The sequence below is a fragment of the Thermovibrio guaymasensis genome, from assembly GCF_003633715.1.
Taxonomy (GTDB): domain Bacteria; phylum Aquificota; class Aquificia; order Desulfurobacteriales; family Desulfurobacteriaceae; genus Thermovibrio; species Thermovibrio guaymasensis.
On sequence record NZ_RBIE01000001.1, the window covers coordinates 20639 to 31600 of the forward strand.

General features: G+C 45.0%; 12 protein-coding genes and 1 tRNA gene. 10 read left to right on the top strand and 3 right to left on the bottom strand.

Annotated features, from left to right (window positions below):
• The first annotated feature begins 13 nt into the window (after positions 1-13).
• Together atpD and C7457_RS00120 are read left to right on the top strand one after the other, a co-directional pair.
• Positions 14-1453: a F0F1 ATP synthase subunit beta gene (gene atpD / locus C7457_RS00115; RefSeq protein ID WP_121169321.1), complete on the top strand. Its 1440-nt coding sequence runs from the start codon at positions 14-16 to the stop codon at positions 1451-1453.
• A 13-nt stretch (positions 1454-1466) separates the two neighbouring features.
• Complete coding sequence (locus C7457_RS00120) at positions 1467-1892, top strand: FoF1 ATP synthase subunit delta/epsilon (protein ID WP_121169323.1); 426 nt, start codon at positions 1467-1469, stop codon at positions 1890-1892.
• On the opposite strand, the gene C7457_RS00125 is transcribed toward C7457_RS00120, so the two are convergent.
• Positions 1889-2218 (bottom strand): hypothetical protein, encoded by a 330-nt coding sequence (locus C7457_RS00125; protein ID WP_121169324.1) that lies wholly within the window; start codon positions 2216-2218, stop codon positions 1889-1891. The two genes, C7457_RS00120 and C7457_RS00125, sit on opposite strands and share 4 nt — an antisense overlap.
• 40 nt (positions 2219-2258) lie before the next feature.
• On the opposite strand from C7457_RS00125, the gene C7457_RS00130 reads away from it, so the two are divergent.
• The 8 genes from C7457_RS00130 to thrB all read left to right on the top strand — a co-directional run bounded on the left by C7457_RS00130 (position 2259) and on the right by thrB (position 9247).
• On the top strand, positions 2259-3554 hold the full coding sequence (locus tag C7457_RS00130; protein WP_121169326.1) for an APC family permease: 1296 nt from the start codon (positions 2259-2261) through the stop codon (positions 3552-3554).
• Positions 3555-3592: 38 nt separating this feature from the next.
• Positions 3593-3668 (top strand) — tRNA-Gly (locus tag C7457_RS00135).
• Between the two features lie 28 nt (positions 3669-3696).
• Positions 3697-4431 carry an energy transducer TonB gene (locus tag C7457_RS00140; RefSeq protein ID WP_121169327.1) on the top strand — a complete coding sequence of 245 codons (735 nt, stop codon included), beginning with the start codon at positions 3697-3699 and terminating at the stop codon, positions 4429-4431.
• On the top strand, positions 4418-5029 hold the full coding sequence (locus C7457_RS00145; RefSeq protein ID WP_121169329.1) for a lysophospholipid acyltransferase family protein: 612 nt from the start codon (positions 4418-4420) through the stop codon (positions 5027-5029). The genes C7457_RS00140 and C7457_RS00145 overlap by 14 nt, the downstream gene beginning before the upstream one ends.
• Position 5030: 1 nt before the next feature.
• Positions 5031-5798: an SAM hydrolase/SAM-dependent halogenase family protein gene (locus C7457_RS00150; protein WP_121169331.1), complete on the top strand. Its 768-nt coding sequence runs from the start codon at positions 5031-5033 to the stop codon at positions 5796-5798.
• 9 nt (positions 5799-5807) lie between these two features.
• Entirely contained in the window at positions 5808-7715 is a 1908-nt protein-coding gene (gene mnmG / locus C7457_RS00155) for a tRNA uridine-5-carboxymethylaminomethyl(34) synthesis enzyme MnmG (RefSeq protein ID WP_121169333.1), read from the top strand.
• Complete coding sequence (gene rsmG, locus C7457_RS00160; protein WP_121169334.1) at positions 7702-8319, top strand: 16S rRNA (guanine(527)-N(7))-methyltransferase RsmG; 618 nt, start codon at positions 7702-7704, stop codon at positions 8317-8319. Before mnmG ends, rsmG begins: the two co-directional genes overlap by 14 nt.
• A gap of 34 nt (positions 8320-8353) precedes the next feature.
• The gene (gene thrB / locus C7457_RS00165) at positions 8354-9247 is read left to right on the top strand and encodes a homoserine kinase (protein ID WP_121169336.1); all 894 of its coding nucleotides are present in this window, start codon (positions 8354-8356) and stop codon (positions 9245-9247) included.
• On the opposite strand, the gene C7457_RS00170 is transcribed toward thrB, so the two are convergent.
• On the bottom strand, positions 9244-10017 hold the full coding sequence (locus C7457_RS00170; protein WP_121169338.1) for a metal ABC transporter ATP-binding protein: 774 nt from the start codon (positions 10015-10017) through the stop codon (positions 9244-9246). The two genes, thrB and C7457_RS00170, sit on opposite strands and share 4 nt — an antisense overlap.
• Positions 10017-10922 carry a DsbA family protein gene (locus tag C7457_RS00175; protein ID WP_121169340.1) on the bottom strand — a complete coding sequence of 302 codons (906 nt, stop codon included), beginning with the start codon at positions 10920-10922 and terminating at the stop codon, positions 10017-10019. Before C7457_RS00175 ends, C7457_RS00170 begins: the two co-directional genes overlap by 1 nt.
• Positions 10923-10962 lie beyond the last annotated feature (40 nt).

Below are 10962 nucleotides of genomic sequence, written 5' to 3' on the forward strand. Positions count from 1 at the left end.
TGGGAGGATAGATATGGCTGAGCACAAAGGTAAGATTGTTCAGATAGTTGGTCCGGTTATAGACGTTGAGTTCCCCGACGGAAAGCTCCCAGAGATCTACCACGCCCTTAAAGTTCCCAACGTCAAGCAGATTACTTGGGACGGTAAGATTGAAGAAGGTGACCTTATGCTTGAGGTTCACCAGCACTTAGGAGAGAACAGGGTAAGGTGTGTTGCCTTCGGTGCTACTGAAGGTTTAAAGAGGGGAATGGAGGTTATTGATACCGGTGATTACCTGAAGGTTCCTGTAGGTCACGCTACAAGGGGTAGGATTTTCAACGTTGTAGGAAAGCCCATTGACGGCCAAGGGCCAGTTGAGGCTGAAGAATACTGGCCTATCCACAGACCTGCTCCGCCTCTTACAGAGCAGAAGACCGTCGCTGAGATCTTTGAGACGGGAATTAAGGTTATTGACCTTCTAGAGCCTTACGCAAAGGGTGGTAAGACGGGACTCTTCGGTGGTGCTGGAGTTGGAAAGACGGTTCTCCTTATGGAGCTAATCCACAACGTTGCTATGAAGCACGGTGGTTTCTCTGTATTTGCCGGAGTTGGAGAAAGGACCAGGGAAGGAACAGACCTCTGGCTTGAGATGAAGGAGTCCGGAGTTCTTGAGAATACAGTTCTCGTATACGGTCAGATGAACGAGCCTCCTGGAAACAGGTGGCGTGTTGCGATGACCGGCGTTACCATGGCCGAGTACTTTAGGGACGTTGAAGGCCGTGATATGATGTTCTTCGTTGACAACATGTTCCGTTTCATTCAGGCAGGTTCAGAGGTTTCAGCTCTACTTGGAAGGATTCCTTCTGAGGTTGGTTACCAGCCGACTCTAGCAACTGAGGTAGGAGCAATTCAGGAGAGGATTACTTCAACTAATAAAGGTTCTATTACATCTGTTCAGGCTATTTACGTTCCTGCTGACGACTTTACAGACCCAGCTCCGTTTACTCTCTTTGCTCACCTTGACGCTACAACTGTTCTTTCAAGGGCACTTGCAGAGCAAGGTATCTACCCAGCCGTTGACCCACTTGAGTCAACCTCCCGTATGCTTGACCCCCACATCGTAGGTGAAAGGCACTATAAGGTTGCAAGGGAAGTTCAAAGATACCTCCAGAGGTATAAGGAGCTCCTAGAGATCATCGCTATTCTCGGTATGGAGGAGCTCAGCGAAGAGGACAAGCTCGTTGTCCACAGGGCAAGGAGGATTCAGCTCTTCCTCACACAGCCGTTCCACGTTGCTGAGGTCTTTACAGGAATGCCCGGTAAGTACGTTACAGTTGAGGAGACGATTCGCGGTTTTGAGATGATCGTTAACGGAGAGCTTGATCACCTTCCAGAACAGGCCTTCTACATGGTTGGAACAATTGATGAGGCGATTGAAAAGGGTGAGAAGTTAATGAAGGAAGCCAAGAAATAAGGGAGAAAGGTAGATGGCTACCGTGAAAGGAATTCCTACAACTATGAAGTTTCAGCTGGCTTCGGCCACAGGTAAGCACTACGAGTTTGAAGTAAGAGAAGTCTACATTGAAACGGAGGATGGAGACCTAGGAGTCTTACCTGGCCACCAGCCTGAGTTCTACTCTGTAGGTGCGGGCTTTGTTGTCTGCAGAACGGCTGACGGACAGGAAGTAAAGAAGCTCCTCTACTCCGGTTTTGTTCAGGTTGAACCTGACGTTGTTAGGATCGGAGTTCAGGAGATTTATGAGCCGGGAGAAGTTAACGTAGAGCTCCTTGAAGAGGAAGTTAGTCAGCTTAAGGAGAAACTAACTTCACTCTCAGAAGAGGAAGAAGAAGCTAGGTCTCAGATAGAAAGGGAAATTAGAAGGAAGGAAGAGCTAATCAAGAAGGCCCGCTAAGGGCCTTCTTTCTTTAATTTCCAAATAAGAATTCCTATTCCTACCGAAAGTCCCATCAAGATAATAATTACCAGGGTAAACAAGGGAGGGTAGCTCTTTTGGGGTATCTTGCTAACCGGTTTGGGGATTTCCTCCTTACTGAGGTGTGGCCTTATCTCGTAAATTTTCCCTGAGGCGGTTTTAATCTTAACGACTTCTATAACTTTGTCTCCTTCCTGTTTGTAGACTATCCAGGCCTCAATTGGCCTATCTTCCTTTACTTCCTGCGAGTAGGAAGGAACAAATAAAATAAGAGGTATTAGAATTGCAAGTATCAGCTTTTTCATGACCACCTCCTAATTAGAAATTATTACAAATGGAAGAGACATGGAAAAGGGGAAACTTACCTTCTGGCAAGCTGTTGCACTAGCTGTTGGGACGATGATCGGAGCAAGTATTTTTTCAATCTTTGGGGAGGGAGTGAAGGTTGCAGGGAACGGTCTACCTATTGCTTTCTTTATAAGCGGTATCTATGCCCTTATGGTAGCCTACTCCTACGCTCATATGGGAAGTAAACTGATTTCAAACGCCGGTCCTATTGCATTCATTGAGAGAGGATTTGGAAGTTCTCCTGTAGTAGGTTCCCTTTCAATCTTAATGTGGTTTAGTTACGTTATTTCAATAGCTCTCTTTTCAATAAGTTTTGCCGGTTATTTCCTTCCCTTGATTCATCTAAATTATCTACTGGCTTATACAACGGTTGAGGTTCTCGTTGTTGCCCTTTTCGGGGCTCTTAATTACTTTGGTGGAACGAGGGCCGTTGGAAAGTTTGAGTTCTGGATAGTTTTAACGAAAGTATTAATACTTCTGGTTTTCATAGTTGCCGGCCTTTGGGTTCTACATCCTGAATACTTAAAACCTCACCCCTCTCCTGAGTACTTTAAGGGAATTTTAACGGCTTCTGTTGTTTTCTTTCTCTCCTACACGGGCTTCGGCCTTATAACAAACGTTAGTGAGAACGTAGTTAATCCGTCAAAAACTATCCCTAGAGCAATTTATGCGAGTATTTCCATAGTTATGACTATTTACGTCTTTGTAAGTATTGCAGCTTTAGGGGCCCTCCCTGCAGAAGAGATAGAAAAGTACGCAGAGAACGCACTTGCAGTTGCAGCAAGGCCTGCCTTGGGAGATTTCGGTTTCCTCCTTTTGAGCCTCGGAGCCCTCGTAAGCATAATCTCAGCCCTAAACGCAACTATATATACGGGTGCAAATGCAGCCTACGCCTTGATGAAGGAAGGGTTTATTCCCTTTCCTGAAAAGTTGGTAAGGAAGGAGTGGATGAGCGAGCATACAGGTTTGTACCTTACCTGCAGTTTAGGGCTCTTATTTACCCTCTTTTTTAACGTAACTTCAGTTGCTTCAATGATTAGCCTCATAACAACAGTTCTTTACCTTGGTGTAATTCTCTCCCACCTGAGGCTCTGTGAGGAGGTTGGAGGTAAGAGGGGAATTATATTTTTCAACTTAATTGTTATAACTTTTGTAGCGGTTGAGATTCTCATCTACCAGTACAGGATGAGCATAACTACCGGACTTATTTTTACTGCATCCTTCCTCCTTGAGCTTCTCTACTATGGGAGGAGGAGGAGCTCCCCGATTATTAGACACGTTAGGGGTTGCTGATAGTTGGTGGGATGACTAATATATATTAACTGAAAAGGGCGGGCGTAGCTCAGTTGGTAGAGCATCAGCTTCCCAAGCTGAGGGTCGCGGGTTCAAGTCCCGTCGCCCGCTCCATTTAACTTAAACTACAAAAAGGAAAGAATTGGGGAGACTGCTAAGGGTTGATTTCGTTTCTTTTTTACTATCCCTGTTAATCCACTTTACTTTCCTTTCTATTTTTTCCTTTAAAGAGGTTCTTTCCTCAAAAACTTATCAGATAGTTGACGTAGTTCCTATCTCTTTCGACACAAAGGTTGAGTCAGATTTTATCGGAGTAAAGTCCGTTAAAGGAAATTCAAAGGACGGGGGAAGTAGAAGGAGTTCAACGGTTCCTGAAGGAAAGCGCTCGCTGTGGCGGAACCAGAGTTTAAACCGGGTGAAAGTAAAGGCCCAGGAAAGGGGAGAGATAGAGAGAGGTGTAGAGGAAGGTTCTGTTGGCAGACTCGGGAGTTACACCTGGAAACGGTTAACTACCGGTAAGGGCGGTAGGCTCATTTCGCTCTCAGTTGATATACCTGGGAGTAAGAGCTCCAAAAGACTTTCATCTGTTTCTTACGATAAGTTGGTTCCCTACCTAATAAAAGTAAGGGATAGGATAATGAGGAACTGGGTTCCACCTTACTACAAGAGTGCAGGCGACAGGAGAAGAGTTGTAGTCTCCCTTAAGGTAAACAGAGAAGGTTCAATAAGTGAAATAAACATAATAAAATTTTCACCCGATATAGCTTTTAACCGCTCTGCAGTAAGGGCAATTTATGCTAGTGAACCTTTCGGTAAATTCCCAGAGGGTACAAAGGTAAACCAGGTGAAGATAAAGGTAAACTTTGAGGTTAGATAAGGTAGGAGCTCTTTTAACAGTCTCAAGGTTCCTTCTAAAGACTTTAAAGGTTAATGTTGATTTCCTATCTCCTCCCCGTTTTCCTTCAATAGTTGCCTTTTGGCACGGTAGGATGTTCCTCCTTCCCTTTACCCTCAGGAAGTACTCTGAGAAGGTTTCAATCCTTATCAGTCGCCACAGAGATGGAGAGCTTGTAGCCCAACTTGTTGAAAGGTTAGGTTTTAAAACTGTTAGGGGGTCAACCGGTAAGGGGAAGGGAGGAGCTAAGGCTTTTCTTAAGATGCTAGAGCTCCTTGAAGAAGGTTATTCGGTAGCTATAACGCCTGACGGCCCCCGAGGACCTAAGGAAGTTGTTAAGCCGGGGATAGTGAAGCTTTCCATGAAGTCTGGAGTTCCAATTTATCCTTTAACTTTTGGCTGTAGTAAGTATAAAAAGTTGAACTCCTGGGATGAATTTGTCGTTCCCTATCCTTTTTCAAAGTGCAGGGTGATTCTTGGGGAGCCAATAAGTCCTAGCGATTTTAAAAGTGAAGAGGAAATGAGGAGAGCTTTAGAGGTGAGTTTGAAGGATTTAACAAGGCAGGCAGAAGGGGGATGAGATGAAGGGTCTAATTGCAATTCTTTCTGACTTTGGACTGAAGGACCACTACGTTGGAACTATTCACGGGATAATAAAGGATGTAGCCCCTGAAGCGGAAGTTGTTGATATAACTCACTATGTTAGGCCTTTTGACATTGTAGATGGAGCCCTTAAGCTTAAGTGGTCCTATAAGTATTTCCCTGTTGGAACGATATTTCTATGTTTAGTTGACCCTGATCCGATGGCGATTCCAGTCATTGTCTCAACCGAGAAGTACTTTCTTGTCTGTCCTAACAACGGAATAGGAAGTTTAATGTTTGAGGAAGAACCACCTGAAGCTGTTTATAAGATTACTGCAGAGCACTACTTTATTGAGGGAAAGGGAAACTTTAGAGGTAGGAACCAGCTTACTCCCATTGCGGCGGAGCTCTCAAGGCTCCAGTCAGCAGTTCACCTTGGAGAGGAAATTGACCTTAAGCTCTTAAAGAGGTTTAAACTTCCTGATCCAAAGCCTCTCGGTAACGGTACCTATGAGGCGATAGTTATAGACGTTGACTACTTTGGAAATTTGATTTTGAACTTAACGTATAATGGGAAACTTCCAAAGAGCGTTGAGGTTAACGGGGTTAAGATTGAGAGGTCATCAGAAGGTTTTGGAGGTTTCCAAAAGGGAGAGCTCTTTATAAGCGTTCACCCTGAAAACCATATTCAGATAGTTGCCTATATGGCCAGTGCGGCTAAACTTTTAAAGGCCACCAGAGGCGCAAAAGTAAAGGTTAGCTTTTAGGGAGTAGCCGTGTGGGACGAAGTCTTTGACGTAATAGTTGTAGGAGCGGGGCACGCCGGTTGTGAGGCAGCGCTTGCGGCTGCAAGGATGGGCTGTAAGACCGCCCTCTTTACGGTTAACGTAGACAAGATTGCTGAAATGTCCTGTAACCCTTCCATCGGGGGTGTCGCAAAGGGGACGGTTGTTAGGGAGATAGACGCCCTCGGTGGTGAAATGGCAAAGAACATTGATGAGACCGGGATACAGTTTAGGATACTTAACAAAAAGAAAGGGCCTGCTGTTAGGGCCCCAAGGGCTCAGGCGGACAAGGAGGAGTACAGAAATAGGATGCGCCGGGTTATTGAAAGTACTCCCGGTTTGCAGGTAATCCAGCAGATAGTTGACGACATAATAGTTGAGGATGGAAGAGTAAGGGGGGTTTTAACCCACATAGGGGCACGCTACGGTGCAAAGGCGGTGGTGGTTACCGCCGGAACTTTCCTCAGGGGAAAAATCTTTATAGGGTTTAACGAGTTTGAAGGGGGGAGGATGTGGGAGCCCCCCGCTAATAAGCTTTCTGAGTTTTACGAGAGGCACGGTTTTAGGGTGAGCAGACTGAAAACCGGAACGCCGACCAGAATTGACGGAAGGACTATAGACTTTTCAAAGATGGAAAGGCAGGATGGGGATGAACCTCCTCCTTTCTTCTCCTACTGGACAGAGCCAAGGGAAGTAGAGCAGCTTCCTTGCTGGTTAACCTATACAACTCCGGAGACCCACAGGATAATAAGGGAGAACCTGCACCGTTCCCCTATGTACGGGGAGAGGAGGCTTATCAGCGGTGTAGGGGTAAGGTATTGTCCTTCAATAGAGGACAAAATTGTTAAGTTCCCAGATAAGGAGCGTCACCACGTTTTCGTTGAGCCTGAAGGAAGGAATACAGTAGAGTTTTACCCTAACGGAACTTCAACTAGCCTTCCTTACGACGTTCAGGTGGCCATAATCCGTTCTATTCCTGGCCTTGAGAATGCAGAAATAGTAAGACCGGCCTACGCTATAGAGTACGACTTTATTGATCCCCGTCACCTCTACCCAACCCTTGAGACAAAGATAGTTAAGGGGTTGTTTAATGCTGGGCAGGTTAACGGAACAACAGGTTATGAGGAGGCTGCAGGTCAGGGGATTGTTGCTGGGATAAACGCTGCCCTTTATGCCCTTGGTAAAGGTGAAAGGTTCGTCCTAGGGAGAGACGAGGCTTACATAGGAGTTATGATTGATGATCTAGTAAATAGAGGAGTTAAGGAGCCTTACCGCCTCTTTACCTCAAGGGCCGAGTATAGGCTACTCCTCAGGTACGATAACGCCGATTACCGACTTGCGAAGTACGGTTATAAGTTTAGACTACTCACGAGGGAACAGTACGAAAGGGTTAAGAGGAAGTACGAAACTGTTAGGGTCTTCATTAATAAGCTCAAAGAAATTAAGTTGAAGCCCAATGAGGTTAATCCAATCCTTAAAAAGGAGGGCTCAACTCCCGTTAAGGAGAGTAAGAGTGCCTATGAGCTCTTAAAAAGGCCTGAGGTTAAACTTGAGGATATCCTTAACCTAATTCCCCTAGATCTAGACGTGGAGGACGAGAAACTTCTAAAGGAAATTCTTGAAGAGGTAGAGATAGAGGTTAAGTACGAAGGGTACATAAAGAGGCAGCTTGAAGAGGTTAAGAAGTTTAGGAAGTTGGAGAACATAAAGATCCCTGAGGACTTTGACTACGATCTTGTTCCGATTTCTGTTGAGGAGAGACAGAAGCTAAAGGAGATGAGGCCTCTTACTTTAGGTCAAGCTGCAAGACTTGAAGGGATAAGGCTTGCTTCCATTCCTATTTTGGCCATTTACATTGAGAAGTGGAGGAAGGGGGAGCTTAAGGGTGGAAAGGCTTAGAGAGCTCTGCAGGTTAAACGGAATTGAGCTAAAAGAAGAGCACTACGAGAAGTTAGAGAAGTTTAAGGAGCTCTTAAAGAAGTGGGGAAGGAGGATAAACCTTACTTCACTTTTAGAGGATAGGGAAATAGAGGAGAAACACTTCTTTGACTCTCTCCTCGGTTTAAAGGCTTTTAAAGAGGTTGGTATAGAGGTGGAGGGAGTTCCTATCTGCGACGTCGGTTCGGGAGGAGGTTTTCCCGGAATTCCCCTTTCTGTGGTCCTTGAAACTTCCCCCTTTACTCTGGTTGAACCGAGGAAGAAGAGGTGCGTCTTCTTAGAAGAGGTTAAGAGACAGCTAAAGCTTAAAAACGTAACTGTTGAGTGTAAGAGGATAGAGGAAGTTGACGGCGACTTTAAGCTCTTAACTATGAGGGCAGTTGAAGACCCAGAGGATGCTGTGGAGATAACAAAACACCTCTTGGAGAAGGGGTCGGTCTTATGCATCTATAGGGGAAGGGAGAGTTTTGGGGGGGAGCTCCCCGGCTACAGGGTTAGTGAGGTAACAGTAAGACCAAAGGGAGTTGATTTTATTCGCCGTTTCCTCTTCGTTGAGAAAATCTAATACAATTTCTCTATCCTGAATAGAAGGAGAGAAAATGGAGTTTAAAGTATCTGTTCCTGCATCTACGAGTAACTTAGGTCCAGGTTTTGACGCCCTTGGCCTTGCTCTTAAGCTCTACAACGACTTTATAGTTGAGCCCTCAGACTTTTACTCTGTAGAGATAGAGGGAGAGGGGGCTGATACACTTCCAAAGGATGAGAAGAACCTCTTTTTAAGGGCTTATCGCTCTACTATGGAGTACTTGGGTAAGAGCCAACCAATTAAAGTTAAACAGGTTAACAGAATACCTTTAGGTAGAGGGCTCGGAAGTTCGGCAACTGCAATAGTAGGGGGAATTTTAGCTGCAGAGAGGATTTCAGGAAAGGAGCTTTCCCTTCCGGAAGTTATAGATGTAGCCTTTAAGTTTGAACCTCACCCGGATAACGTCCTTCCAGCCTACACTGGCGGTTTTGTGGTTGCTGCAACGAACGGGGACCTTACCTACGTAAAGCTTAACTGGCCTGAAGAGCTGAAAGTAATAATTGTTGTTCCTGAGCTTTTCCTATCTACTGAGGAGTCTCGGTCGGTTCTCCCTGATAGTTACTCAAGGGAAGACGTAATCTTTAACATCCAGAGGGTAGCCCTTCTACTTGGAGCCCTCCAGAAGAAGGACTTTGGCCTCCTAAAGGAGGCTGTGAAGGATAGGATTCACCAGCCCTACAGGTGTGACCTTATTCCCTCATTCTGGGAAGTTCTCTCTGAAGGCTACAAGGCTGGGGCTTACGCAGTTTACCTCTCTGGAGCTGGAAGCTGTATTGGAGCCCTTGCCGACAAGAACTTTGATGAAATTGGAAGGGCAATGTGTAACGTCTTTGACTCCTTGGGGATAGAGAGCAGGTATTTAGTTTTGGACGTTGATGAAGAGGGAGCGAAAATAGAGGATATTTAGTGTTTATCCCATATTAGGAATATCGGGCCTGCCTCCGTGCGGGCTATCTCTACTTCTATTTCGTAGATCTCTGAAAGGAGCGCCGGGTTTAAGATCTCTTCCTTATTACCTATGAAGAATTTCCCTCCGTATCCTAGGAGAATTACCTTATCAATGTACTGCCATACTGTGCTTATTTCGTGGGTTACCATGCAGATTCCAAATCCCTTCTCCTTGTGGAGCCTGTCAAGGAGCTTAAGGATCTTCCTGGAACTCTTTAAGTCAACTCCGTTTGTAGGTTCGTCAAGGAAAATGTAGTGGGGAGAGCTGACCAGGGCCCTTGCTATTAAGACTTTCCTCTGCTGACCTCCGGAGAGCTGGTTAAACTTCCTGTTCTTTAGTGGGGAGAGTTCCAAGACTTTAAGCCACCTGTTTACCTCCTCTACTTCCTCCTTTCCGATTTTCTGGAACCTTCCAAGCCTTGGAAATAGACCTGACAGTACCAGTTCAAAAACTGTTGATGGGAATGAGCGGGAGTAGTTCTCCATCTGTGGAACGTAGCTTAGGTACTTCCTCTCTTCACACCAGCTTGTACAGTTTTTACCGTGGATTAGGATTCTTCCTGAGATAGGTTTTATGATTCCAAGAAGCGTTTTTATTAAGGTGCTCTTTCCGGTGCCGTTGGGACCTACTACAACCCAGAACTCTCCCTCTTTCATGTGAAAGGAGAGCCCAGATACTAGGGGCTCTCCGTATCCTATCGTTAAGTTCTCTACTTTAACTCCTTCCATCACTTCATCTTGAGCACTTGATCTATAGGTTTAAACCCGACAATTATGTAGCCTTTGTCCTTTTCACCCTCTGGAATGTAAATTATGCTGGGAGTCGCATGGACTCCTTTTTTAACTAAGTCGCTCTTAAGCTGGTTAAAGAAAGTTTTAAGCTGTTCCTGATCTCTCTTTGAGAGTTTCAGTTCTTTATTTTTTAGTTCCTTCATGTAAGCTCTAAAGTCTCCGTTCCCCATCTTGTAGAGCTCTTTAAAAGCCTCAGTAGTTCCTTTCTCCCTTGCCAGTTGGGTGTAGTAGAGTAGACCTTTAATTGAATTCTCTCCGTGAATTGGGAAAGGTATCATGTGAATTTCAACTCCGTTTTCCTTAGCGACTTCCTCTATTTGATTAAAGTGGCTGTAGCAGAACGGGCAGAAGACGTCCCAAACTATGTAGATTTTCCTATCAGATTTGCCGATTACGTGGGGAACGTTCATTTCACTTAGTTTCTTATCAATTTCCTTTACCCATGAAAGGTCAACTTTCAACTGCTTTTCTGGATTTTTCGGCCTTATGGGCTTAATGTGTATCTCTTTTCCTTTTTCACTAACCTGGAATACCTCTAAAGTTAAGTATCTATCGTCGGGAGATAGGAAAATATACCTTTTTATTTCCCTTGAGTTGGGTTTATCAATTAAGGTTACTTCAAAGGCTTTAAACCCTGGAACTTTTACTCCCTCGGCCGGTTTAACTTCCTTTACTTCAATCCCTCTAACTTTTAATGGCTCTAGGAGGGCTCTTACTATTTTCTCTTCTTTACTTCCTACCTTCTCCTTCTTACTCTTTACTGTTCTGTTTTCGGTTTGGGTAGCCTTTGAGCAGGAGGTAAGCAGTAGGGGAATAACAAGTGCGGCGGTCAGAAGCCTCATTTTTCCCTCCAGAATTTATTTCACTTATTCTAAGCCTTTC

Coding starts and splice junctions, on each gene's coding strand:
- C7457_RS00125 (WP_121169324.1), bottom strand. CDS start 2,218: ATGAAAAAGCTGATACTTGCAATTCTAATACCTCTTATTTTATTTGTT.
- thrB (WP_121169336.1), top strand. CDS start 8,354: ATGGAGTTTAAAGTATCTGTTCCTGCATCTACGAGTAACTTAGGTCCA.
- C7457_RS00120 (WP_121169323.1), top strand. CDS start 1,467: ATGGCTACCGTGAAAGGAATTCCTACAACTATGAAGTTTCAGCTGGCT.
- C7457_RS00170 (WP_121169338.1), bottom strand. CDS start 10,017: ATGGAAGGAGTTAAAGTAGAGAACTTAACGATAGGATACGGAGAGCCC.
- C7457_RS00175 (WP_121169340.1), bottom strand. CDS start 10,922: ATGAGGCTTCTGACCGCCGCACTTGTTATTCCCCTACTGCTTACCTCC.
- C7457_RS00150 (WP_121169331.1), top strand. CDS start 5,031: ATGAAGGGTCTAATTGCAATTCTTTCTGACTTTGGACTGAAGGACCAC.
- atpD (WP_121169321.1), top strand. CDS start 14: ATGGCTGAGCACAAAGGTAAGATTGTTCAGATAGTTGGTCCGGTTATA.
- C7457_RS00130 (WP_121169326.1), top strand. CDS start 2,259: ATGGAAAAGGGGAAACTTACCTTCTGGCAAGCTGTTGCACTAGCTGTT.